The sequence below is a fragment of the Micromonospora sp. NPDC053740 genome (genome assembly GCF_040677775.1).
Taxonomy (GTDB): Bacteria; Actinomycetota; Actinomycetes; order Mycobacteriales; family Micromonosporaceae; genus Micromonospora; species Micromonospora alfalfae.
The window spans coordinates 189081-208911 of the sequence record NZ_JBFASO010000012.1; the positions used below are offsets into that span (position 1 = coordinate 189081).

The window sequence follows — 19831 nt, forward strand, 5'->3', positions numbered from 1 at the left end:
GTGGGGGCCGCCGCCGTGGTGCGGCGGGCCGTGGTGCTGGTGGTCATTGGGCTGCCCGCAGGACACGGAGGCCACCACGGCGTTTGACGGCGCGGCGCTCCTCCTCGGACATGCCGCCCCAAACGCCTGCGTCTTCCCCGGACTCAAGGGCCCAGGCAAGGCATTCGTCGGTAACCGAGCAGCGGCGGCAGACAGCCTTGGCTTGCTCAATCTGGAGTAGCGCCGGGCCAGACGTCCCGATCGGGAAGAACAGCTCCGCATCTTCGTCCCGGCAGATCGACTTGTGCCGCCAGTCGTCAGCGGGCTCGCTGTCGATGCGGGTGCTGGCGAACTTCGCCGAATGCCGGGTCACAGCGCACCCCGTCCCAGCAGCACATCCGCCTCGGCTGGGTTGGCGCGCAGCCACCGGAGTGTCCACGTGACCGCGTCGGTGGTGGCTCCGTTGTAGGGGAAGCCGTTGACGGCGACGATCAGGTTGTGGAACGCGGCCTTCATCTCGTCGCAGTCGGGCAGCTCGGGAAGGTGCCGCGCGTCGTACGGCTGGGCGCTCACGCGGTCACCGCCACACGCTCGGTCGGGTACTCCCGGATCCGCAGGTGCTCCGGCCACGTCGACCAGTCCCCGCCCTTGCCGGAGCCAGCCCACACCTTGCCCAACTGCTTCACGAACACTGCCGTGCCCGCGTCGCGCGCCTTGCCGATCAGGCCCTCAACCCAGGCCAACTCCATCGGGCGCGACCCGGGGCCGGACTCCCCGCCGATGATCAGCCAGTCGATGCCGGTCAGGTCGAGCGACGGCAGCGGCCCGAGCAGCGGCTCAGCGGAGATGAACCGGACAGCGGCCGGGGTGGCGCGCAGAGCGTCGGCGCGGCCAACGTGCTTGTCCAGCTCAATCGACGTGCCCAACCAGACGTTCGGCAGCGGCCACGGCCCGGTCAGGATCGCGTCGTGGATGCTGTCGGCGTTCTCGCACCGCTGCGCGCCCTGGTACGCGACCTCCGCGAGCAGGCCCGGTGTGGTGAAGAACTTGGCCATCCGCTCGGGTCGCTTGGTGAGCACCTGGTAGGTGTGCCGATCGCTGGTGGCGGCCATGACCCCGAACGCGCCGATCAGGAAGTCGGCGGGCACCCGTGCGTGGAACAGGTCGGACATGGAGTTGACGAACACGGTGCGCGGCTTGCGCCACCGCAGCGGCGTGCTCAGTTCGTCGGGGTGGGTGGTGAGGGCGAAACCGGGGCCGGAGGTGACCGGGTGGCCGTCGTTCTGGTACTTCGCCTGACCCATGGCCTTGAGCCGGCGGGCCATGCCGAGGGCGTAGCAGTTGTCGCAGCCGGCGGAGATCTTGTCGCAGCCGGTGGTCGGGTTCCAGACGGCTCCGATGGTGCCGGGACGCTGCGTCCATTCGATGCTGGTGTCAGCCATGGTTGGCCTCCGTTCGGGTGGCGTGGTTGGGGTTGGTGTGCTGCTGGACGGCGACCGCGAGCACGATCGACAGGTCCAGGGCGGCGAGTTCGCTGATCTTGTGGGCGTTCAGGTACAGATGCCCGTCCACGCGGGTGACCGTGAAGCCCTCCGCGTCCAGGTACGGCAGGGCAGGGCGGGCGGCGATGATGTCCGCCACCGTCAGATCAGCCACGGGACACCGCCGTGCACGAAGATCCCGCCGGGCCAGCCGGGCGAACCCAAATCGTGGCCCCCGGCTGCTCGCCCGGCAGGCAGTGCCGCTTCCCGCCGGACACCCGCACAACCCGCGAGTCATCCACCAGCACGCCACCGTCGACCAAGGCGTCCAGCAGGTTCCGGAGGTGCTTGTCGACGTCACCGGACGACCGTGTGGCAGGCCAGGTGATCAGCCGCTTCGGTGCCGACTTGGGCACCGGCACCCGGATGTCGAACGACACCTCGGCCGGCTCGTTGAGGGCGGCCCCGTGGTGCTGCTGACGGCCAGCCCAGGCGACGCACTGCCGCCACGTCTTCGACCCGGCGACCTGCTCGGCCATGCGGCCCCGGCCAATGTGCTTGAGGCTGCCCTTCGGCTTCGGCTCACCGACGACCTCGATGCGGATGACGGTCACCGGGTCACCACCGTCGGGATCTGCCACATGACCTGCGCGGTCACGTCCTCCGGCGGCGTCCACAGGCCGAGCGCACCTCGGCACGGCACCGGCTTGGCCAGCGGACGCACGTTCGCCAACACCAAATGCTTCGCCGGGCGGGCGCTGTGCCACCGTTCACCCCACGGGGCGCAGCAGGAACCCGGCCCCCCGATCAGGGCAGGAATGGTGACGGCCTCGTGAACGCCGATCAGGTCAACAACCGCGATGACCGCGCCCCGCTCGAAGGCGAGCTGTGATCCGTTGGTGATGTTGAGGGCGTGCCGGACCCGCACGTCGAACAGGGCTGCGTCGTCGGTCTGCTGGCTGGTGTGGATGAACAGCAGGCCCCGCCACTTGGTGCCGGACGCCCGATTCTCGACCGTCTTGGCACCAGTGACGATGCACGAAGCCCAGGGTTCTCTGACTGTGATGGCCTTGATGGCGCCGGTCATCGGTTCGACTCCTTACCGGCCTGCGGCAAGTTGTCCACGTCCGCCGCCGCAGTCAGCACCTCCGTCAGGGCCTCGCCGTCGCCGGTGAACGCGCGCTCCATCAGCGACGGCGTCCGATCCGGATTCTCCGGCTGCACGGGCAGCACCTTCGAAAACCAGGTGCCGCAGCGGGTGCAGAACCCGGCGCCGTTGGTGTACTGGCGGGCCTCGAACGGGCCGTGGTCCGGGTGGGCGGGGCAGGCGGTCAGCTTCTCGTACTGCGCCCAGCAGGCGTCCTCAGCCTCGGCGACTGTCGCGCCCTCGCCGCGCAGGAACGTGCCCGGGTTGCGGGGGAACGCCTCCACGAAGGCAGTGCGGTAGTTACCTGCGGCGGAGAAGGTGATGCCCCGGTTGCCGCCTTGCAGGAACATGTCGTCGGGCCACGGGTGCTGCGCGGCGTGGTCGGTGCGGAGAATCACGCGGCCGGTCATCAGGCGTTCACCGCCGTCGGCAGGGCATCCACGGCAGCGGCCAGCTTGGTGCACGCGTCACCGAACGCCTCGCTGGTGTTGCCGTAGTGCTGCCGCCACACCTTCGCGGCCTCAACGACCGGCCCGGTGTCGGCCAGCTCGGACCGCAGCCGCGCGTTCTCGGCGGTGAACGCCCGGTTGGCCCGGCGCAGCGACTCGTTGTCACCGCTGACACGGCCAGTCTGAACACACGCCAGGTTCTCGGCGGGGGCGGTCACGCGGTCACCGCCGAAGCCTGCTCACGGGCCTCGCCCAGCGCGCGGCGGATCTCCCCAACGGGGATCTCCTCAGCGTCATCGAGCAGGTCACCGTCGGTGCTGGTGAGCAGCAGTTCCACGGCCAAGAGTTCGGCGGCGGTCGCGTGGCGCGTCTCGATCAGCGGGCAGGCCGAGTCGTCGGGCGCGTTGTCGTCGGCTTCGTAGGCGTGGTCGCAGTCACCCTCCATGCACGGCCGCGCGCCGTACTCGTACCTGGCGGCATCGGCGATGGCGGTCAGCTCGTCGAGCTTGGTGAGCAGGACGGTTGCCTTCTCCGCGATCTCAAGCGCGAGGTGCCATTGCCCACCGGCGGTCGCAGTCTTGTACCGCTCCACCAGAGGGCGGAGGGCGTCGATGTCGGCGGTCACGCTGCCACCGCCGCTCCGAAGGCGCGGACCACCGCGAGCGCCGTCTTCTCGACGGCATCCATGCCCGACCAGCCGTGCTCGTCATGGTTTGCGGACGCGACGACCTGGCCGTTGACATGGATCTCGACCGTCTCGTCGTCCGGCCGCTCCACGGTCACGGCAGGGAGCCCGGCAGCAGCGTTCAGCCCGGCCGCCATCGCCTTGGCCTGCGCGAACCGCACCTCCGCCGACTCGGCCTCGTTGCCCTCGCCGTCGATGTACGTCTCCAGCTCGAACACCTGATCCCCGGTCGAGTAGGTGCCGCCCGGCAGGCGCAGCGCGCCGTCATCCTCAACCGGGGCGCACGTGCCACGGGCGACACCGATACGCACCTCGCCATCGACGCCCACGTCTTCGGCGGCGTCGTCGGCGCTCTGGTACACCCAGCCGTCAGCGGACGCCAGGTAGGCGACCCACGGGCTGTTGGTGGTCTGGTCGTTGGTCATACGGACACCTCCGTGGTGTGGTCGTGGTTGGGGGAGCAGAAAGTCAAAGAGCCGTCGTCGGCCAGCAGCACCAGCCGGCCCCGATACAAGGCAGGACACTCGGCAGGGCGCTGCCACTCCTCAAGCGCCCACCCCACAGTCGGGGACTTCGACGCCTCCGGGTTGTCCGTCACGAAGTCGTGGCAGCGGCGGCACGCCCACATCAGGTTCGACAGCCGGTCATGTGCGGTCTTCGCCTCACCGTGCCGGCCGCCCGACTTCTGGGTGATTCGGTGGCTCGGGTCGGTGCCCTGACCGAGGCAGCCCGGCCGCTGGATCTCGCAGAACCCGCCGCCCGCCCGCTCGATCAGGGCGTCACGGACGGCCGGCGGGACAGCGGGACGCTTACGCGACGGCTTCGGCGGCTTCCGGTCCAACGTGGTGAACCGGCCACCACCGGTGGTGCTGCGGTTGATCGGGGCACCAGCAGGCAGTGTCGTACGCGGGTTGGTGTTACCCGCCTCCGCCAACTCCCGGCGGCGCTTCTGGCTCATCGGCTGCAACGGGGTCCGGCGCTCCATCAGCGGGCACCAACGAACGGGCGCACAGGCCAATCCGTGGTCACACCGTCGGCGGACTGCCGCAACTCCTCAGCGTCCGCCAGCGACGTGGCCCGCACCGCATCATCGGTGGCGCGGTGGGCCTCCGACTCCAACTGATTGGCCTGGCGCCGGAAATACTGGGCGAGCCCCGCCGCCTGCTCCGCGTACCAGCCCACCTGCGCGGCGTGCACCTTGGCCAACGTCAGCTTGGCGAACTCTTGGAACCCGCGAACGATGCGGTCCGGGTAGCGGCGGTCCGAGTACACGTTCACAACCGACAGCGGATCCGCCAACGCCTGCTGCGCACGCTGACCCAGGCGGAACGCCACCCGGGCCGCCGCCAGGGCGTCAGCGGTGCAGTCGTGCGCGTCAGTGATCTTCGCCCCGTACGTGGCGCACAGGTCGGTGAGCTTCCGCTTCCCAGGCCGGTACCGGTCGAGTGCCTTGTCAATGCACATCGGGTCGATGACCGGGCCGATCGGCTGACCGTTGAGCCGGTCAGTGAGGGTGGGCAGGTTGTGGCGGCGCAACTCGCGGTCAAGCAAGGTCAAGTCGAACGGCGCGTTGGCTATGACCACCGGAATGCCCTGGCTGAACGCATCCGCGAGACTGCCCGCGATCCAATCCAGCTCGGGTGCCGGCGGCTTACCCTCAGCGCGCACCCGCTCCGTCGTCCACCCGTGCACCTCCGCCGCAGCCTCAGGCACCTCCACACCCGGGTCGATGACCGTGGAGCGGACCAGCGGCTCACAACCCGGCTCGATCCGCACCACGGCGGACGTGACGATCCGATCCGACTCCACATTCACGCCGGTCGACTCGCAATCCCAGGCCACCAGCACGCCCTGATGCCAGGTCACGCGGCACCATCATTGGCGTCGGCGGGCTGCGCAACCTGCACGTCATCCCACGCGCTGTCGTCTTCACCCAGGTCGGGCTGCTCGTGGCGCAATTCGGTAGGCGGCCCGCTAACTGGACGCGCTGCCCGCTTCGCCGTCTCCGCGTTCGCCAGAATCTCGGCCGTGTCCACCCGCGCCGTGACGCGAACAGGGGTCGGCTCGGCGCTTCCGTCGCTCAACTCCTCGGAGTTGTACGGCATCGCGTACAGCACATCCGCAGCGACCAGCCGGCAGATTTCGCCGGTGGCGCGGGCCGTCAGCATCGTCTGCGGCTGCTTCTTCCACTCCGCCTTACCCGTCAGCCCCATTTCCGCCGCCCGGGGGATGTCCCACACGGACTCCTGGACCTCGCCGTACGTGCCATCGGCCTCCCGCCGCTGGCCCTTCATGACGACCTTCTCCCGAGACGCGCCCGCCTCGATCCACACCTTGTGCCCGTGCGACTGCACCAGACCGCGCTGGGCGTGCGCCCGCAGCGCCGGGGTGCCCTGAATGACGTCCATGGAGCGCAGCGACGCCATGGGCTGAAGGCCAAGTTCCTGGCCGGCGAGGATCGCCGCAGTCACGTCGGCTGGCTTGTTGCGTAGCGACTGCGGCACGAACGACGTCTTCGCCAGCGAGTTGGCGATCTGCCCCGCCTGGCGGGCTTCGAGGGCCCACACCATCAACGCGGACGGGGTCTGCGGCATCGGCGGGTAGCCCTGCTGCGCGGCCGGGTTGTGGGCGGTATCGGGAACGGCAATGTCAGTCATGGTCGGTTCCTCAGCTCTCGAAGTCGTTGTTGTGCTGGTAGGTCGCGTACGAGGGCAAAGACACCTCGGCGATCTCGGTATCGGTAAAGCCGGGCCACACTCCCGACTCAAGGCAGTCAGCGAAAACGCGGCGGGCTTTGCGGTTGCGTTCGGCGCCGATCCGCAACGCTTCCTCGTCAAGCCGGATCAGGCTCACAAGGTATGGCGGGGTTTTCATCTGCACGACGAACACGAAATCGGGGTCTTCCTCCAGGTCGAGCGCGCGAATCCCGTCCAGGTACCACGGGTTCTGCATGCAGTAGCCGTAGTTGTAGGCGGCTTTCCGAAAGTCCTCCGGGTTGGCCGACACTGAGGACTTGTAGTCGCCGATGACGAGGCGGTTGCCGTTGCGGTTCGGCAGCCAGTCGACCAGCGCCCGGCACGCTATCCCCGTCTCCGTGTCCTGCCACACCAGGGTTTGCTCGGCCTTGCCGCCCTCCGGGGTCAGCAGCGCCGACGCGATGGGGTGCTCTCGCAGTGCCTTACCCATCGCCTTGATCTGCGCCATCTCGGACGGTTTCAGGGGGATGCCACCGTTGTGACGGACAGCAGCGACTTCGGCCTTGACCGCGTTGCTGCGCCACTCCTCTGCATCGATCTGCACGAGGTCCGGGCCAACGCCGAGGACCATCTTGTGCGCGGCCGAGCCGATGTCGAACGCCTTCTTGTGTGGCTGGCCGTTTTCCTGCTCATGCCTGAACAGGGCAGGGCACGACGGTGGGAGGAGCTTCTTCGCACCCGAGCAGGACAGGGAGCCCCCGGGGACAGGGTCAGAGTGGTACAGGGTTTCGGGGATGTTGTAGACGCCGCCGGGGGCGATCAGGCGCTCACTGGTTTTGATCATTGGCGGGCCTTCTCGACGAGGCGCTTTGAGATCACATTGCGGTGCCGGATGATCTGGCAGCCGGTGCACATACAGGTGTCCTGCGGGTGATTGCCGACGATGTCTTCGGCCGCGAGTCTCCAAATCTGTTCCTCGATCTTGAATTCGAGGATGTCTTCTCGGAGATGCGCCTCACGGCAGTCGCAGCCGACGTGGTGATCCGAGCAGTTCGCGTAGCGTGGGTCGACCGTCATGAACGGCGGGTTGTAGTCGCTGGTGGAGCCGTCGGCGAACGTGACACGGTCGGTGGGTATCGCCTGCTGGTGCAGGGGGAATTGCGACAGACGCATTACTGGTCTTCCCATCGGACGCAGAGGGCGTCGTAGTCCAGGTCATTGGTGCGGCATGCCGGCTTGGTGCAGCCCGCGAGCAGTCCCGGCACCGGGGCCTTGCAGGTGGGACAGGTGGCCTGCTGGCGCGGTGCGCCCGGCCACGGCGGGGGGAACGAGTCGCCCGGCTGCGGCTTCGGCCTCGGGGTGGCGATGACAGCGGCGGTCACTGGCCAACCTCGTCGACCAGGAACCCGCACGGCGGCAGGTCGTGCTCCACGCAGCCGTCCGTGTTGCGGGCACCATCCGGGTCGACCGTGCACGTGCACTCCGGGCGGCCCACAACAGCGCTGGCAACGAACAGCGCGTGGTCCAGGTCGTTGGGGCTTTCGCAGGCGAGACGACTACGGCTGTGATCCAGGTCGGTTGCCTGCGAGTCCAGCCAGTCGGCGATCCTGCGATCCACCTCGGGTTGCGCCCACGGGTTCGGGTTGCCGTCAACGGCCTGAGCGCGCAGCCGGCGGGCGGCCTCACGCAGCAACTCCACCTCGGCGGACATCAGCACTCACCGCGCGGACACGGCACGATCGGCTGACCCGAACGGGCCGCCGCCCGCTCCAACTCCGCAGGCGTCGCATGACAGGCACACACGTGCCGCACGAACATCGCGTTGGGCCGGTGCGCAATGGCCGGATGCCCGCACAGCGGCTCACCCAAAGCGCGGCGGTCCTGGCAGTCAGCCTCGAACCATTCGCCGAGAGCTTCTACGAAAACCCGGGGGCCCATCACTCGCCACCGCGCGGGTGAGGGTCACCGGGGGCGGGGGTGCACGTGCAGTTGCCGACACCGCAGCACTCACCCGCGCAGTCGTACTCCTCGCACTTGCACTCAGGGTCGGCTTCGTAGCAGTCGTCACACCACGACGCGGTCGCACCCTCTGGGCCGCAGTCCCAACACGCCGACGCGAGGTGGGCCGCCCACTCGGCGCGCATGCTCGGCGGAAGCTGCTCGAACCGCAGCCGGTCAACGCCCTTCGACGTGAGCGTCAGCGGCCCGTGCTTCTCAAGGGCGTACCGGGGCAGACAACTCGTGTTGCCCTCGCGGAAGCCGATGATGGCGTTGTCGCCGGGGAGCACCACGATGTCCGCCAGCCACTCACGCCCGTTGCGGTCGGTCCAGATGTCACCGTCGAACGGCGGCCAGTTCGGGGTGTTGCGGCGGGCGGCGATTAAGTCGAAGACGGTCACAGCCCCGCCTCAGTGGAACCGGACGAGGCCGCCGTCAGCGGCAAGGCGGAAAGCGCGGGTCCAGTCGGCGTACTTGTCGCGGCCAGCCTGCCCCCAACCCTCAGGGCTGCGGTACGTGGCGGCGTTCCGCTCGAAGTCGGCGAGCAGGTCGCGGGCGGCGTCGGGGCCGATGGAGCCCTCGTTGTCGGCGAACCAGATCAGCTCGTAGAACGGGCCGTCGGGGTGACGCTCCGGGTTGAACTGCTCTTGCAGGTCGGCACGCCACTGGCCGTAGCCGGTGTATGAGCCAGCCCGGAAGCCGTGACTCTCGGTCGCGTCGGTGATCTCGAAGCAGCCGCCCTCAAGGAAGGTGCTGCCGTAGGAGGTTCGCGTGCCGAGTACGGGGATGCCCCGGAACGACTGCGGAAACGTGTCGTAGGCGAATGCCTGCACGTGGTTGTCGTAGTAGCACCAGTCGTCGAATCCGCCGGGCTCGCCCTCGTTCTTGGTGGTGTCCTTCTCGTGCTTGCCGACGTGCTTGAGGTTGCTGTACGCGGTGATGTCGAGTCCCATCAGCGGGCTCCGTCCAGGTCGTCACGGTTCGATTCGACTGTTGGCCCGACTTGGCCGAAGGGCTGGTCAACAGACCAGCTAGTCACATAACTAGTCAACACCACCTTGCCCCCATAGTCAAGAGACAAGTAGTCTCAGTCCTATGTTCGCGACCATGACGAAGCCGCTGATGGGTCAGGCCGAGATCGCCGACCGCCTCGGCGTCAGCCGTCAGCGCGTCCAGCAACTGATCGGCCGCCCCGACTGGCCCACGCCCTACGTCACCCTCGCCATGGGCAAGGTGTGGCGCACGGAAGACATCGAGACGTGGATCCGCGACCACCGGCCCAAAGACACCGGACCCGAGGAAGACACCGGGGACACGACGCTCGGGCGTCGGCACGGCCGCAAGCGCGACGACGCCTGACGCGTTCACCGCGCGCCCGCCATCTCGGCCACCCACCCGGCCAGCAGCCCTCGCCGCTCCGCCAACCTGCCCACGCACGCCGGGCACCACGACAACCCGGCAGGCGGCACCAACGGCATCGGGTCCAAGACGATCGGCTCCGACCGGCGGCCAGCCCAACCCTGGGTGCCGCACAACCCCTGCCGGCCAGCGAACGCGCCGTCTTCCCGCATGATGTGCAGCCGGGTCACGCGCCGAGACGCGTAGCTGCGGTAGAAGGCGCGGGTCACGGCTGCTCACCCCGCCAACGCCGATTCCGTTCCCGGATCCGCTCGGCCGCAGCCTCCTGACGGGCCGCCCGCCACGGGTCCGCCGCGTCCAGCTCGGCTTCGCGCCGCAGGGCGGCCTTCACGATGTTCAGCAGATGCCCGCGCGACTCCTCGTCCAGCTCGCCCGCAACGCGCACCGACGCGACCACCTGGCCGTCGTCGTCGACCAGCGGCACACACCGCACCCGGTCAGCCACGGCCTTCACCTGCCGGAACGTGCTCGTCAAAGTCGAGCTGACAGTCCGGGTAGTGGCAGGAGTTGCCGTACGCGTTCCACTCCTGCCACGGGTGAGCATCAGCCGCCTTGGTGATGCCGTCGCAGGCGCTCCGGCCACGGCTCCACCCGGAGTGCACGCCAGCCTGCATCAGGCAGTAGATCGAGGCGAGCAGCAGCGGAACGGCGAACAGCGCGTACCCGGCGAACGACAACACGACCGCCGCTAAGCCGAAGACCGCGCCGGCCACGAACAGCCATCTAGCAGTTCGCAACGCTGCCTCAGGGGTGCGAGTTCCGTCAGCCACGACGCGCCGCCTTGCTGCGCTTGCCCGAGTACCACGGCAACGCCAACCCGTCGTCCGCTCGGCGCGGCACGATGTGCAGGTGGAGATGAAAGACGCTCTGCGTCGCCTCCCGACCAGCCGAGGTGATGATGTTGAACGCGCCTGGGCAGAACATCGGGGCGAGCACGGCGGCGAGCCGCATGACTTCGGCGGAGACGTGCGGGTCTTCGGCTGCGTCCCGGACGTGTTTCACCGGGAGCACCAGCAGGTGTCCGGTGACGACGGGGTTGAGGGGTCGGATGGCGATGGCGTCGGTTCCGGCGGCGACCTGGGTTGCAGGCTCGCGGCCGGCGACGATCTCGCAGAACACGCACAGGTCAGCCACGGCGCACCGCCCGCTGCTGGGGGATCAGCACCGTGGCGTCGGGCTCATCCGCGCACCGGGCGAACAACACCGTCGCCTGCTCCCGGCGCGGGCCCTGCGACGGATGCCAGCGGGGCGGAACCGGGGCCGGCGTCGGCCTAACCTCGGCGACCGCCTCAGCCTTGGCGCGGCGACCCGTGAACAGCAGCCACAACAACGCGACGGCGCACACGATCAGGACTCCGCCGGCCACAAACCCCACCGCACCCGGGTTGATCCACTGAACAGCGGCGGTCACCGGCGTGTCCCCGCCGGCTTGATGACCACCGTGTCGTCGGCCGACCGGTGGTACACCGGACCGTGCAGGTTGCCCGTACGCGGACCCGACGACCGGCGGCGCACCTCCTCCGGCAACTCCACCGTCTCCGCAGCGGCCCGCGCATCAACCTCCGGCGGCGTCGGCTCGGACCCCGTACCCGCCGAGAACACCCACGCCGCGAACCCGGCAGCAGCCAACACGAGGACAAACCCCACCGCCACAGCGGTCAGGTAGTCGGCGGCGGTGATCGTGTACACCTCAATGGGCGTGGCAGCGTGGAACTCAACCGGCACGAGAAGCCTCCTCAGGCGTTGGCGGGAAGGTGAGGGCAAGCCGCCCCCGAAGCTCAGCCGCAACATCCGGCGACAGTTGGTCGGCGAACCTGTACGCGGCGGCAATGCGGTGCGCCTGCCTGCTGCTCACGACGTCCGCCCACCGGATTTGCTCGATCAGGGTTTGGTTGCCGGCGTCCAACGACTCCGCTTCACGTCGGCAGGCGGCCACGTCGGCGTCCCGCATTTGCAGCTCAAGCTGGTGGCAGGCGTTAGCCCGGCGCAGGGTGGCGGCAAGGCGGTCCCGTTCGGCCTCCACCTCGGCCAGCAGGGCAACCAACGTGGCCTGGTTCGACAGCCACGCCCGCAACCGGCGCCACCACATCACCGGGCACCATCCGCTGCGGACACAACCGGGCCGGGCAGCAACGTCGTGTCCTCAACGTCCGCCGCCGCCCTGAACCGCCCGTGCAGAACGTCATTGCGGTCACGGATCTGCTCATCGAATGGGCGGTTCACGGGGGCGAACCCACGCACGGCCTGCGCGAAGATGTCGTCAACCGTTCGCTCCGGGTCCAACACCCCCGGCGCAGACGGCTCAACCCCTGCGGGTGCGGCGGCGGGCGCAGGTGCGGTCAACGCAGCCCAACCCGCCAGAAAGCGATCCGCAAACCTGGGCCGCCGCGGTGCCGTCCGTGTTGCCGCGTCCGACGCCGACGACCACCGGGCCAACGTCGGCCCGAACTCGGCTTCAACCCGGGCGTCGTCCTCTGCTTTCTCCGCACGCTCCCGGCGGGCAATCTGCACCGTCAGGGTGCCCGCCACCCCCGCCAACGACCACAACACGGCCATGGCCAGTTGCTGCATCACGGCAGCGCCCATCTCAGGCCACCTGCTGGCGTGTGAACCGGACCGGAACCTGGTTGCGGTCGGGGGAGCGGTCCCGGCCAATCACCCCGTCGGGGCGGGTGTACCGGTCGCCTTCGTTGACGCCGGGCGCTCCGGGCAGAACCATCTGGACGGTGGGGCCGTCGATGTCGCGGGCGCGAGGCTGGTACCCCTGGGCGGGTCGGGCTTTGCCGCGTGCGGGATGCCAGCGGAACGGCGACGCCGGGGTTGGACCATCCGCCACAACGTGAAAGCGGATTGCGTTGTGCAACATGCTGGCCAGACGGGCGAACAAGAACATGGCACTGCTCCCCTCAAAGGGACGATCAGGGATTAGAGGTGGTGGTGGCACGAACCGGGGCGGCAGCGCGCTCGGCCTCGGGTTTGCGGTTCACGTCCGACCAGTCGCGGCGGTCACCAACGTCGGGCATCAGCGGCACATCACCCGCGTACCGGCCGAGATGCTGGCAGTCGTAGTGAAAGATCGCGTGGTCTTCCAGGTCGGTGATCCGGGCGTCCTTGCGCTCAACCTCAGCGCGCAACCCCGCAACCACGGCGTCACGGCCACGGCGGCGATCCCACCGGCCCGCCAGGTAGGCGACACCCACCAGCAGGCCGGCGGCGACCAGCGGATGCCCAGCGGCAATCAGGGCGGCAGCAGCCGTGAACAAGGATGCGGCGAAGAACCAGCCGAGACGGGCGCTCACAGCCGCCCCCGAGTCCGCGGCCGCGTCGTCCGCACCGGATCCCGCAACACCGTCGGCTCGGCAAACTCAGCCACCGACAACAACTCCTGCCGGGTCAACTGGTCGATGCAGTGCAGACGGTTCGGTGTGTGCAACCACCGCGACGGTGCGACCTGCCCGTCAACGCGCGAACGCACCACCGGCTCCGCGCAGTTCTTGCACGGGCCGCCGCACTCGTAGCGGGCGCCGAGAGGCGGCTTCGCCAACAGGCGGGTCACCGGGCACCACCATCGGCGGGCACGATCTCCACCCGGCGACGGCCCGACCGCACCGACTCCTCAACCGCGAACCGGTCCCGCAGGCGCAACGCATCCTGGACGTCGTCCGGGCCGAAGGGCACCAACACCGGGCCCGACGCCCGCTCAATACGCAGCAGCCCGGTCACCGCCACTCACCGCCCGACAACGCGAGCAGCGCCGACACCAACACCGCGGCGCCCACCGCCCAGCAGACGGCAATCCACCACCACTGGCGGCGGGACTCCAGCCGCCGCCACTCCTCACGGGACGCGTGGGCCTCCGACTCCAGCATCGACGGGATAGCGTCCCGGAAGCGGGCGGTCACGATGCCACCCCCAGCCCGGGGAACAAGTCACCCTGACCGTTTACCTGCTTCGGCGGCGCCGGCAACCGAGCGGCCTTCGCGCGCTGCCCGGGGTCAGTGGTGCGCCAACGGGCCAACCGGCAGTAATCCGCCGACATGTCCACGCCGATTCCATGCCGCCCCAGCGCGCTTGCCACCAGCGCAGTCGTCCCCGTGCCTGAGAACGGGTCGAGGACTACGGCGGGGCGGGTGGGCGCGCTGCTGTCCGAGCAAGCGCACACCTCGCCGACTATGGAGGCAGCGCGGCTGAGTCGCAGCGTCGAGCCAGGCTCACCGTGACGGCTCAGCGGGTGGCGCCCCTCCCCGGGTATCCGCCGCTCCGGCCCCTTGCCGTGCGCAGCCGCGTACTCGCCCCGATCGGTGATCGGCCTTCGGCCTTCACCGCACGCCGTGCAGAAACCCGATGGCGACCAGCCCTGGATGATGCGGCGGGGCCATTCGGTCGGAAAGGCGGCGAAATGGTCAACGCCTAGTTCGGCCGGCACCTGTAGTGGCTCGGTGGCGATCTCCCAGACGCTGCCCGGAAGTCGCCCGAGCGGGTTGCAGGTGTCAGCCATAGCGCGGGCCCGCTGCCCGCCGGGCGTCCGCCGTTCCGCCGGATTGGGGCGCACGTAGCCGCTTGGGGGCTCGCGAATCTCGTCGACCGCTGCGAAATAGCGAGGCTGCTTCGTCAGGTGAACCCAGTCTTCGTGCGAACGTCGCACCCGATCGGTAACTGCTTCCGGCATACCGTTACTTTTGGACCAAATGATCACCGCACGGGCGATCAGGCCCAACTGGTCGATGGCAGCGATGCGATACCGCTCCGGGAGCAGCATCAGCGACTTGCCGGGGATACCCTCGACGGCGGACGGCCGCGACCTGCGGTTACCGTCCCGAGCGCCCTGCCGGAAGGTGGAAGCATCTATGCCCAGCACCGACGTGCCCTGCCGGCTCTGCGGTGAGCCGTTCTCGCCGTTTGGCGACGGATGGGACGGACACTGCGGCAACTGCGCCGACAAGCTTGAATCGCAGGATTTCTGGTCGGACGACAACCCGGGCGAACCATCCGCCGACAGCCTCCCAGAACCCTGACCGGCGTACTTATCGCCCAGATTCACGAAGATGGACCCGGATGGCTTCAACACCCGCGCCCACTCCCGGGTGCACTCGATGAGAGCGGCGATGTACTCCCGCGGTGTCGGCTCCGCGCCGATCTGCCCGTCGTAGTGCTCACCGCCATCGGTGTACGAGCGGAGGGCAAAGTAGGGCGGCGAGGTGACAATCAGGTCCACGCTGGCGTCGGGCATCGGGATGGCCCGAGCGTCGGCCCGTAGAACGGTGGAGTAGCCGGTCACACCGTCACCTCGTGCCGGACGGGCGACACCCGGGCGTCCTCACGCCACGTCAGCTCTGCGGACGGATCCCGGTAGGCGACCTCCGCGCCCGCGCACGACCCGTACGGGCAACCCCACTGCGGCACCGGGTGGGCGAGGGTGTGCGCCACCTCATCGGGGGTCGTGCGGGCCAGGGCGGCGACCAGCGGCAGCGTCCACGCCACCTCATCCGACGGGCCGGGCAGAACCCGGGGGCTAACATCGACCGTTCGGCTGATGTGGTCTACTTGAATGGTCATCGTGGCCGATCTCCTCTTATCCAGGAATCAGGTCAGGTGGCGGAGCATCGAGCGCCCCCGGATTCCGGCCGTGGGGCGTTCTGCTCGTTCAGGGGGAGCGGAAGCTGTCGCCTGCGGGAACCGTTGGCGCGGTCACCGCTTCGCCCGCCCGCGCTGCAACGCAGGTGGCAAGGCCGGGCGTCGGCACCTCACCCGACGGGAGGATGCGGGTGGTTCGTGGGGTGCGGGCATCGAGCACGTCACGGGCTGCGTCACGGTTCGGCGCCCACGTCGGGTGCGCGTCGCCCAAATCGACGGCCCAACCGCCGGACAACAACGGGCGTGCTGTACCAGCTGCATGCACGATCACCGTGGCGGTCATGCGGCGTTCCGCAGAGGCTTGCGGCGGGCGTTCAGCCGCCTGGAAGCGGCACGGGCCTCAGTCAGGGGGTCAACCGGTTCGACCGTTGGCGGCTGACTCACATTCGTCAGCGGCTTGGTGGCGCCCTGCCTGCGCGCTTCGAGCAGCTTCTTCACCTGGTGCGGGAACATGCGCCGGTGCTGCTTGATCGTGCCGTCGCCGATCGGCGTGTGCTCGATCGTGCCGTTGCGGCAGCCCCGCTCAATCGAACGCAGGGACAGGCCGGTCATGGCCGCCACCTCGGGCAAGGTGAACGGGCCGTCGGGGTTCATGCGGCCACCTGCTGCTTGTGCAGGGCGGTGCGGTCTTCGATGCCGAGCGCGTCGCAGATGGTGATGTAGCGGGCGGGCGGCACGGTTGGCCGGTCGCCGCGTTCGATCGCCGCTAGGTAACTGAAGGAGATGCCGAGTTTTTCGGCTAGTTGGACGACGTTGAGCCCGGCGTCCTTGCGGAGTCGGCGGAGTTTCCGTCCGTCGATCTCTACGCTGGCGTGCTCGTAGGTCATGTCCAACACTGTACAACAGTGTGCAACGCTTGAGCTAGAGACGCGACCAAGCAAGTTGCATCAAGTTCAACACAGGCCAAACGCGTCCAACCTTCGCACCCTGCCTTCCATTGCACATCCTTGTACTGCGACGATTCGATGTGTGGTTAACGCTGGGGAGTGGCAACCAACACTCGGAGCCATCGTGCGCGAGCGCCGAGAGCGCCTGGGCCTGACCGTCAACACCGCCGCCGAACAGGCGGGCATCGCCCGTGGAACATGGATCAACCTCGAAGCCGACGCGCGCAAGACACTGCCCCACAACTACGCCGGAATCGAACGCACACTCCAATGGGCGCCCGGCAGCATCCGCGACATCCTCGGCGGCGGGCAACCCACACCCCTCGAAGGCCCAACCCTCAGCCAACTCGAAGAGGCCGTACGGGCTATCGGCGCCAACCCCAACAGGTCCGGGCCGCTCCGCCAATGGGCCGACTCGCTACTCGAACAAATCACCCGGCTACGAGAAGCCGAACAGCAAGAAGCCCGCGAACGCGGGGCCTAAGCCGCCTCGTCATCACGGAGGAGCTTCGCGCGGCGGCGCTCCGCCAACTCGTCGAGCATCTTCCGCTTCGGCCCATCCCACGCGTGCCCGTAGATTGTCAACGTCGTCACCGGCGAGGCGTGCCCCAGGCGGCGTTGCACGTCGTGTAGCTCCCACCCGTCGCGGATCAGGTCCGTGGCGTGGGTGTGCCTGCCGTCATGCAGGCGGGGCCGGCGGCGCAGCACCCCCGGGCACGCACACGTCGACACCTCGTCGTGGCGCAACTTCCGAAGCGGACCCCGGGCCGGCTTCGGCGGGTCGGGCGGCGGGTGCTCCGAACACCGCATCGCCTCCGCAACCGCTGGCAACCAATGCCGGCGGTACAGGTTGTTCTCCGACCACGTCTGCTCCGCGCCCTTGGTCTTCTTCTTGCCCGGACACGGGAAGATCAGCCCCCGGGGGCCTTTGCCCTTGCACCTGGCCGCAAGCACTGCGGCCACCTCCGTTGACACTGACACCGCCCGAACTGACGTCTCCGACTTCGGCAACCCTATCGACCCGTCGCTTTTCAACGCCCGCCGCACCCGAACCTCAGGCTCTTTGCCTTCCACGGTCACGTCCTGGACCCGCAACACCAACAGCTCACCCAGCCGCAGGCCGGTGTTGACAAGAACGAACCACAGGTCGCGGATCTGGTCGTCGCAGTACTGGGTGATCCGCTCAACCTCCCACACGTCCAGGAACATGCCTTCGAACGCCCGCGCCTTCGGCAAGCCAAGCCGGTTCTTCCGCTCACCGCCCTGCCGGGCGACCGGGTTGAACGGGATGAATCGCGGCACCGCCGCACCGAGCACCATGTGCAGAACAACGTGGGCGGCACGGACAGAACTCGCGGATATCGGCTTCCCGCCCGGGTTGTTCTTGGTGCGCTTCACCCGAGACTTCCGCAGCGCCCGCACCCACTCTTTGAGTGTCGCCTCGCCGCTCTCTTCGGCGGTCAGTTCAGTCAGGTACTTGTGGCCCAGGTACGGCAGCACCCGCGACTTCATGATCTGCATGTACTTGTCGAGGGTGTCGAGCTGGATGTCATCCATGCCGGGCACGTCAGGGTTGACGGGCTTGCGGTCCTCGTACCAAAGCTTCACCCAGTCGGCGAGGATGATACCGCCGGGGCTGGGGGTCTCTTCCTCAGGCAGGACGACCCGCAGCACCTCCTCACGGGTGATCCGGTGCCCGTACGCCTCGACGAGTTTCTTCGCCTGCTGCGCCAAAGCGAGCGCGTCCGCCGGGTCGGGTGCGGCGAACGCGGCGGACATGCGCGCACCGTCACGGGTGCCACCGAGCCGCCAGCACACCCGCACCGATTGGGCTCGATGCTCGATCGTCGCCATGCGGTGGAAGGTAGTCGAATCCGGTGACCCCATGGGGTCACGGAATGCGCCTCCCAGGTCGTCTCATGTCGTCCCGCGTCGTGCCAGCACCCCGACTGACCTGCGGTGGAGCATTCTCGCGCAGGTCACGACCTACTTCGGGCACCGACTCATAATCCCTCGGTCGCGGGTTCGAGCCCCGCCCGCCCCACCATTCGTAGCGTGGCCAGTTCGCCCCAGCGCAGGCTGCTCCGAAACGCGACGCGCGATTGTCAGGTGCGTCAGGACCAGTTGAACATCCGTACTGGTAGGAGTACGAGAACGACGGTCGCGGCGACGGCCAGCAGAACGCGCACTGTGCGAAGACCTCGCCACCACGGAATGACCCAGAGCAGCAACCACATGCCGCCTGAGATGACCACATGTACGCCGACCACCCCGAGGCTGGTCTCCTCGCACATGTTTTCCGCCATGGCCTCCTTGCACAGGGCCGGTGGGCCGTTGTGGTCCCCGAGGCTTCCCAACACCCCGACGAGGCAGGCCAACACTGGAGCGGCTACCAGGGTGAACAGCGGCGTCACCAACCACCCGGCGAGATCACGGTGCCGGTCCACTAGCCGTCCCACTGGGAGAACGCTACAGCTGGACATCGGCGCCTCTCAAGCTGACGCTTCGGGCCCCCGCGCTAACGGCACGATCCTCAGACCACCATGGGCCCAGCTTTGGCAGCGCCGTAGAAGTGTGGCTCGGTCATGTCACCTCGACGCCCGCACCGTCGAGCCGACTAGGAGATCCCCCAAACCGCTGTCGCACCCGAGCTTCGGAATCCTGATCTTGACCATCGCCGTCGCGGTGTCGGAGGGTGACCTGATGACGTCGAAGGTCTGGCTCGACCGTGACGAGGACTTCCGCCCGGGTGTCGAACTCTTCCGCAGCGAGCGGCTGTTCGCGCTGTGGTCGTACTCGGCGACGTACGGCCAGCTTCTGCTGCGGGCGGACCAGATGCCCGAGGGTCGCGGCCGGCTTCCGACGACGATCGAGGTGCTGTTCAACCCGGTCGATGCCGTGCAGATCCAGGCGGCGTACCGCGGGCTGGTGATCCGGTGCGCGACCAGGGACGAGGCCACGCGGATCTGCGGTGACATCAGTGACGACGGCTACCGCTCGGAGAATGCCAGGGTGCTCGTGCTGGAGAGTGAAGGGGTGACCGGCCACGTCATCACCGTCAATGTCGGGTGGTGCGAGGGCGAGCTGTCGGACGTACAGCCCTCGTTCTTCAACACGTTCAGTCCGTACGACCCGATGTGGCCAGTCAAGCCGCTCAGCGGAGTCGGCGGCGAGCTGGACATCGCCTCGCCACAGAAGGTGGCGGATGCGTTCCTCACCGGTCTACCAGAGGGCGTACGCCGGGAACGACACCGCTACCTGCACCTGCTGACTGCATTGACCGAGCAGGACGGCCGTCGGAGGTGGCACAACCTCGGCGTCTTCCTCACCGAGAAGGATGCCGAGGAGGCCAAGCGACTGGTTGAGCCCCACGTGACGATGTGCGGCATCGAACTGGTCCCGGTGGTGCTGTAGCGGGCCGCAGCCTAGTGGACCGAATGAATGACGCCTAGCATG

General features: G+C 68.4%; 41 protein-coding genes. 3 read left to right on the forward strand and 38 right to left on the reverse strand.

Annotation, left to right across the window (positions count from 1 at the left end; all coding sequences use genetic code 11):
* Positions 1 to 43 precede the first annotated feature (43 nt).
* The 19 genes from AB0K35_RS28305 to AB0K35_RS28395 all read right to left on the reverse strand — a co-directional run bounded on the left by AB0K35_RS28305 (position 44) and on the right by AB0K35_RS28395 (position 9388).
* Positions 44 to 316, reverse strand: a complete 273-nt coding sequence (locus tag AB0K35_RS28305; RefSeq protein ID WP_363889366.1) for a WhiB family transcriptional regulator — start codon at positions 314 to 316, stop codon at positions 44 to 46.
* Between the two features lie 32 nt (positions 317 to 348).
* Positions 349 to 552, reverse strand: a complete 204-nt coding sequence (locus AB0K35_RS28310; RefSeq protein ID WP_363889140.1) for a hypothetical protein — start codon at positions 550 to 552, stop codon at positions 349 to 351.
* Entirely contained in the window at positions 549 to 1421 is an 873-nt protein-coding gene (locus AB0K35_RS28315) for a phage Gp37/Gp68 family protein (RefSeq protein WP_363889142.1), read from the reverse strand. The genes AB0K35_RS28310 and AB0K35_RS28315 overlap by 4 nt, the downstream gene beginning before the upstream one ends.
* A complete protein-coding gene (locus tag AB0K35_RS28320) occupies positions 1414 to 1635 on the reverse strand; it encodes a hypothetical protein (protein WP_363889145.1) in 222 nt (73 codons plus the stop codon). The genes AB0K35_RS28315 and AB0K35_RS28320 overlap by 8 nt, the downstream gene beginning before the upstream one ends.
* Positions 1628 to 2074 (reverse strand): RusA family crossover junction endodeoxyribonuclease, encoded by a 447-nt coding sequence (locus AB0K35_RS28325; protein WP_363889147.1) that lies wholly within the window; start codon positions 2072 to 2074, stop codon positions 1628 to 1630. The genes AB0K35_RS28320 and AB0K35_RS28325 overlap by 8 nt, the downstream gene beginning before the upstream one ends.
* Positions 2071 to 2547, reverse strand: coding sequence for a hypothetical protein (locus tag AB0K35_RS28330; protein WP_363889149.1), 477 nt, complete (start codon positions 2545 to 2547; stop codon positions 2071 to 2073). The genes AB0K35_RS28325 and AB0K35_RS28330 overlap by 4 nt, the downstream gene beginning before the upstream one ends.
* Complete coding sequence (locus AB0K35_RS28335) at positions 2544 to 3017, reverse strand: hypothetical protein (RefSeq protein ID WP_363889151.1); 474 nt, start codon at positions 3015 to 3017, stop codon at positions 2544 to 2546. The genes AB0K35_RS28330 and AB0K35_RS28335 overlap by 4 nt, the downstream gene beginning before the upstream one ends.
* Entirely contained in the window at positions 3017 to 3274 is a 258-nt protein-coding gene (locus AB0K35_RS28340; RefSeq protein ID WP_363889153.1) for a hypothetical protein, read from the reverse strand. The genes AB0K35_RS28335 and AB0K35_RS28340 overlap by 1 nt, the downstream gene beginning before the upstream one ends.
* On the reverse strand, positions 3271 to 3681 hold the full coding sequence (locus AB0K35_RS28345; RefSeq protein WP_363889156.1) for a hypothetical protein: 411 nt from the start codon (positions 3679 to 3681) through the stop codon (positions 3271 to 3273). The genes AB0K35_RS28340 and AB0K35_RS28345 overlap by 4 nt, the downstream gene beginning before the upstream one ends.
* Positions 3678 to 4166 carry a hypothetical protein gene (locus AB0K35_RS28350; protein ID WP_363889158.1) on the reverse strand — a complete coding sequence of 163 codons (489 nt, stop codon included), beginning with the start codon at positions 4164 to 4166 and terminating at the stop codon, positions 3678 to 3680. The genes AB0K35_RS28345 and AB0K35_RS28350 overlap by 4 nt, the downstream gene beginning before the upstream one ends.
* On the reverse strand, positions 4163 to 4726 hold the full coding sequence (locus AB0K35_RS28355; protein WP_363889160.1) for a hypothetical protein: 564 nt from the start codon (positions 4724 to 4726) through the stop codon (positions 4163 to 4165). Before AB0K35_RS28355 ends, AB0K35_RS28350 begins: the two co-directional genes overlap by 4 nt.
* Positions 4726 to 5607, reverse strand: coding sequence for an exonuclease domain-containing protein (locus AB0K35_RS28360; RefSeq protein WP_363889163.1), 882 nt, complete (start codon positions 5605 to 5607; stop codon positions 4726 to 4728). The genes AB0K35_RS28355 and AB0K35_RS28360 overlap by 1 nt, the downstream gene beginning before the upstream one ends.
* Positions 5604 to 6398, reverse strand: coding sequence for a hypothetical protein (locus tag AB0K35_RS28365; RefSeq protein ID WP_363889165.1), 795 nt, complete (start codon positions 6396 to 6398; stop codon positions 5604 to 5606). Before AB0K35_RS28365 ends, AB0K35_RS28360 begins: the two co-directional genes overlap by 4 nt.
* A gap of 10 nt (positions 6399 to 6408) precedes the next feature.
* Positions 6409 to 7281 carry a PD-(D/E)XK nuclease-like domain-containing protein gene (locus AB0K35_RS28370; protein ID WP_363889166.1) on the reverse strand — a complete coding sequence of 291 codons (873 nt, stop codon included), beginning with the start codon at positions 7279 to 7281 and terminating at the stop codon, positions 6409 to 6411.
* Positions 7278 to 7610, reverse strand: coding sequence for a hypothetical protein (locus AB0K35_RS28375; protein ID WP_363889168.1), 333 nt, complete (start codon positions 7608 to 7610; stop codon positions 7278 to 7280). The genes AB0K35_RS28370 and AB0K35_RS28375 overlap by 4 nt, the downstream gene beginning before the upstream one ends.
* A complete protein-coding gene (locus AB0K35_RS28380) occupies positions 7610 to 7819 on the reverse strand; it encodes a hypothetical protein (RefSeq protein WP_363889169.1) in 210 nt (69 codons plus the stop codon). The genes AB0K35_RS28375 and AB0K35_RS28380 overlap by 1 nt, the downstream gene beginning before the upstream one ends.
* The gene (locus tag AB0K35_RS28385) at positions 7816 to 8148 is read right to left on the reverse strand and encodes a hypothetical protein (protein ID WP_363889170.1); all 333 of its coding nucleotides are present in this window, start codon (positions 8146 to 8148) and stop codon (positions 7816 to 7818) included. The genes AB0K35_RS28380 and AB0K35_RS28385 overlap by 4 nt, the downstream gene beginning before the upstream one ends.
* Positions 8149 to 8374: 226 nt before the next feature.
* Positions 8375 to 8836, reverse strand: a complete 462-nt coding sequence (locus tag AB0K35_RS28390) for a hypothetical protein (RefSeq protein WP_363889172.1) — start codon at positions 8834 to 8836, stop codon at positions 8375 to 8377.
* A 9-nt stretch (positions 8837 to 8845) separates the two neighbouring features.
* The gene (locus tag AB0K35_RS28395; protein ID WP_363889174.1) at positions 8846 to 9388 is read right to left on the reverse strand and encodes a hypothetical protein; all 543 of its coding nucleotides are present in this window, start codon (positions 9386 to 9388) and stop codon (positions 8846 to 8848) included.
* Positions 9389 to 9542: 154 nt separating this feature from the next.
* Between AB0K35_RS28395 and AB0K35_RS28400 the strand changes: the two genes are divergently transcribed.
* Entirely contained in the window at positions 9543 to 9794 is a 252-nt protein-coding gene (locus AB0K35_RS28400; RefSeq protein WP_363889176.1) for a DNA-binding protein, read from the forward strand.
* Between the two features lie 5 nt (positions 9795 to 9799).
* Here the strand turns inward: AB0K35_RS28400 and AB0K35_RS28405 are convergent, their stop codons facing one another.
* The 17 genes from AB0K35_RS28405 to AB0K35_RS28485 form a co-directional block, all read right to left on the reverse strand.
* Complete coding sequence (locus AB0K35_RS28405; RefSeq protein ID WP_363889178.1) at positions 9800 to 10063, reverse strand: hypothetical protein; 264 nt, start codon at positions 10061 to 10063, stop codon at positions 9800 to 9802.
* The gene (locus tag AB0K35_RS28410; protein WP_363889180.1) at positions 10060 to 10299 is read right to left on the reverse strand and encodes a hypothetical protein; all 240 of its coding nucleotides are present in this window, start codon (positions 10297 to 10299) and stop codon (positions 10060 to 10062) included. The genes AB0K35_RS28405 and AB0K35_RS28410 overlap by 4 nt, the downstream gene beginning before the upstream one ends.
* Positions 10292 to 10624, reverse strand: coding sequence for a hypothetical protein (locus AB0K35_RS28415; protein WP_363889183.1), 333 nt, complete (start codon positions 10622 to 10624; stop codon positions 10292 to 10294). The genes AB0K35_RS28410 and AB0K35_RS28415 overlap by 8 nt, the downstream gene beginning before the upstream one ends.
* A complete protein-coding gene (locus tag AB0K35_RS28420) occupies positions 10617 to 10988 on the reverse strand; it encodes an HIT domain-containing protein (protein ID WP_363889185.1) in 372 nt (123 codons plus the stop codon). Before AB0K35_RS28420 ends, AB0K35_RS28415 begins: the two co-directional genes overlap by 8 nt.
* Positions 10981 to 11265: a hypothetical protein gene (locus tag AB0K35_RS28425; RefSeq protein ID WP_363889187.1), complete on the reverse strand. Its 285-nt coding sequence runs from the start codon at positions 11263 to 11265 to the stop codon at positions 10981 to 10983. Before AB0K35_RS28425 ends, AB0K35_RS28420 begins: the two co-directional genes overlap by 8 nt.
* A complete protein-coding gene (locus AB0K35_RS28430) occupies positions 11262 to 11579 on the reverse strand; it encodes a hypothetical protein (protein ID WP_363889189.1) in 318 nt (105 codons plus the stop codon). The genes AB0K35_RS28425 and AB0K35_RS28430 overlap by 4 nt, the downstream gene beginning before the upstream one ends.
* Complete coding sequence (locus AB0K35_RS28435; RefSeq protein WP_363889192.1) at positions 11569 to 11928, reverse strand: hypothetical protein; 360 nt, start codon at positions 11926 to 11928, stop codon at positions 11569 to 11571. Before AB0K35_RS28435 ends, AB0K35_RS28430 begins: the two co-directional genes overlap by 11 nt.
* Before the next feature lie 14 nt (positions 11929 to 11942).
* On the reverse strand, positions 11943 to 12440 hold the full coding sequence (locus AB0K35_RS28440; protein ID WP_363889195.1) for a hypothetical protein: 498 nt from the start codon (positions 12438 to 12440) through the stop codon (positions 11943 to 11945).
* A 1-nt stretch (position 12441) separates the two neighbouring features.
* Positions 12442 to 12747 (reverse strand): hypothetical protein, encoded by a 306-nt coding sequence (locus tag AB0K35_RS28445; RefSeq protein WP_363889197.1) that lies wholly within the window; start codon positions 12745 to 12747, stop codon positions 12442 to 12444.
* Between the two features lie 25 nt (positions 12748 to 12772).
* A complete protein-coding gene (locus AB0K35_RS28450; RefSeq protein ID WP_363889199.1) occupies positions 12773 to 13153 on the reverse strand; it encodes a hypothetical protein in 381 nt (126 codons plus the stop codon).
* Positions 13150 to 13410 carry a hypothetical protein gene (locus AB0K35_RS28455; protein ID WP_363889202.1) on the reverse strand — a complete coding sequence of 87 codons (261 nt, stop codon included), beginning with the start codon at positions 13408 to 13410 and terminating at the stop codon, positions 13150 to 13152. The genes AB0K35_RS28450 and AB0K35_RS28455 overlap by 4 nt, the downstream gene beginning before the upstream one ends.
* Complete coding sequence (locus AB0K35_RS28460) at positions 13407 to 13577, reverse strand: hypothetical protein (RefSeq protein WP_363889203.1); 171 nt, start codon at positions 13575 to 13577, stop codon at positions 13407 to 13409. The genes AB0K35_RS28455 and AB0K35_RS28460 overlap by 4 nt, the downstream gene beginning before the upstream one ends.
* Complete coding sequence (locus AB0K35_RS28465) at positions 13574 to 13756, reverse strand: hypothetical protein (RefSeq protein ID WP_363889206.1); 183 nt, start codon at positions 13754 to 13756, stop codon at positions 13574 to 13576. Before AB0K35_RS28465 ends, AB0K35_RS28460 begins: the two co-directional genes overlap by 4 nt.
* Positions 13753 to 15132: a site-specific DNA-methyltransferase gene (locus AB0K35_RS28470; RefSeq protein WP_363889208.1), complete on the reverse strand. Its 1380-nt coding sequence runs from the start codon at positions 15130 to 15132 to the stop codon at positions 13753 to 13755. Before AB0K35_RS28470 ends, AB0K35_RS28465 begins: the two co-directional genes overlap by 4 nt.
* Complete coding sequence (locus tag AB0K35_RS28475; protein WP_363889211.1) at positions 15129 to 15410, reverse strand: hypothetical protein; 282 nt, start codon at positions 15408 to 15410, stop codon at positions 15129 to 15131. Before AB0K35_RS28475 ends, AB0K35_RS28470 begins: the two co-directional genes overlap by 4 nt.
* 357 nt (positions 15411 to 15767) lie before the next feature.
* A complete protein-coding gene (locus tag AB0K35_RS28480; RefSeq protein ID WP_363889214.1) occupies positions 15768 to 16082 on the reverse strand; it encodes a hypothetical protein in 315 nt (104 codons plus the stop codon).
* Positions 16079 to 16315: a helix-turn-helix transcriptional regulator gene (locus AB0K35_RS28485; RefSeq protein WP_363889216.1), complete on the reverse strand. Its 237-nt coding sequence runs from the start codon at positions 16313 to 16315 to the stop codon at positions 16079 to 16081. The genes AB0K35_RS28480 and AB0K35_RS28485 overlap by 4 nt, the downstream gene beginning before the upstream one ends.
* Before the next feature lie 184 nt (positions 16316 to 16499).
* Between AB0K35_RS28485 and AB0K35_RS28490 the strand changes: the two genes are divergently transcribed.
* Positions 16500 to 16859: a hypothetical protein gene (locus AB0K35_RS28490; RefSeq protein ID WP_363889218.1), complete on the forward strand. Its 360-nt coding sequence runs from the start codon at positions 16500 to 16502 to the stop codon at positions 16857 to 16859.
* On the opposite strand, the gene AB0K35_RS28495 is transcribed toward AB0K35_RS28490, so the two are convergent.
* Positions 16856 to 18229 (reverse strand): tyrosine-type recombinase/integrase, encoded by a 1374-nt coding sequence (locus AB0K35_RS28495; protein WP_363889221.1) that lies wholly within the window; start codon positions 18227 to 18229, stop codon positions 16856 to 16858. The two genes, AB0K35_RS28490 and AB0K35_RS28495, sit on opposite strands and share 4 nt — an antisense overlap.
* 260 nt (positions 18230 to 18489) lie before the next feature.
* Positions 18490 to 18834 carry a hypothetical protein gene (locus AB0K35_RS28500; RefSeq protein WP_238670143.1) on the reverse strand — a complete coding sequence of 115 codons (345 nt, stop codon included), beginning with the start codon at positions 18832 to 18834 and terminating at the stop codon, positions 18490 to 18492.
* A 244-nt stretch (positions 18835 to 19078) separates the two neighbouring features.
* Between AB0K35_RS28500 and AB0K35_RS28505 the strand changes: the two genes are divergently transcribed.
* Positions 19079 to 19789 (forward strand): hypothetical protein, encoded by a 711-nt coding sequence (locus AB0K35_RS28505; protein ID WP_363889224.1) that lies wholly within the window; start codon positions 19079 to 19081, stop codon positions 19787 to 19789.
* The last annotated feature ends 42 nt before the right edge of the window (positions 19790 to 19831 follow it).

Coding starts and splice junctions, on each gene's coding strand:
- AB0K35_RS28395 (WP_363889174.1), bottom strand. CDS start 9,388: ATGGGACTCGACATCACCGCGTACAGCAACCTCAAGCACGTCGGCAAG.
- AB0K35_RS28400 (WP_363889176.1), top strand. CDS start 9,543: ATGACGAAGCCGCTGATGGGTCAGGCCGAGATCGCCGACCGCCTCGGC.
- AB0K35_RS28370 (WP_363889166.1), bottom strand. CDS start 7,281: ATGATCAAAACCAGTGAGCGCCTGATCGCCCCCGGCGGCGTCTACAAC.
- AB0K35_RS28350 (WP_363889158.1), bottom strand. CDS start 4,166: ATGACCAACGACCAGACCACCAACAGCCCGTGGGTCGCCTACCTGGCG.
- AB0K35_RS28315 (WP_363889142.1), bottom strand. CDS start 1,421: ATGGCTGACACCAGCATCGAATGGACGCAGCGTCCCGGCACCATCGGA.
- AB0K35_RS28445 (WP_363889197.1), bottom strand. CDS start 12,747: ATGTTCTTGTTCGCCCGTCTGGCCAGCATGTTGCACAACGCAATCCGC.
- AB0K35_RS28480 (WP_363889214.1), bottom strand. CDS start 16,082: ATGAACCCCGACGGCCCGTTCACCTTGCCCGAGGTGGCGGCCATGACC.
- AB0K35_RS28355 (WP_363889160.1), bottom strand. CDS start 4,726: ATGGAGCGCCGGACCCCGTTGCAGCCGATGAGCCAGAAGCGCCGCCGG.
- AB0K35_RS28495 (WP_363889221.1), bottom strand. CDS start 18,229: ATGGCGACGATCGAGCATCGAGCCCAATCGGTGCGGGTGTGCTGGCGG.
- AB0K35_RS28475 (WP_363889211.1), bottom strand. CDS start 15,410: ATGACCATTCAAGTAGACCACATCAGCCGAACGGTCGATGTTAGCCCC.
- AB0K35_RS28330 (WP_363889149.1), bottom strand. CDS start 2,547: ATGACCGGCGCCATCAAGGCCATCACAGTCAGAGAACCCTGGGCTTCG.
- AB0K35_RS28385 (WP_363889170.1), bottom strand. CDS start 8,148: ATGTCCGCCGAGGTGGAGTTGCTGCGTGAGGCCGCCCGCCGGCTGCGC.
- AB0K35_RS28335 (WP_363889151.1), bottom strand. CDS start 3,017: ATGACCGGCCGCGTGATTCTCCGCACCGACCACGCCGCGCAGCACCCG.
- AB0K35_RS28440 (WP_363889195.1), bottom strand. CDS start 12,440: ATGGGCGCTGCCGTGATGCAGCAACTGGCCATGGCCGTGTTGTGGTCG.
- AB0K35_RS28365 (WP_363889165.1), bottom strand. CDS start 6,398: ATGACTGACATTGCCGTTCCCGATACCGCCCACAACCCGGCCGCGCAG.
- AB0K35_RS28505 (WP_363889224.1), top strand. CDS start 19,079: ATGACGTCGAAGGTCTGGCTCGACCGTGACGAGGACTTCCGCCCGGGT.
- AB0K35_RS28375 (WP_363889168.1), bottom strand. CDS start 7,610: ATGCGTCTGTCGCAATTCCCCCTGCACCAGCAGGCGATACCCACCGAC.
- AB0K35_RS28485 (WP_363889216.1), bottom strand. CDS start 16,315: ATGACCTACGAGCACGCCAGCGTAGAGATCGACGGACGGAAACTCCGC.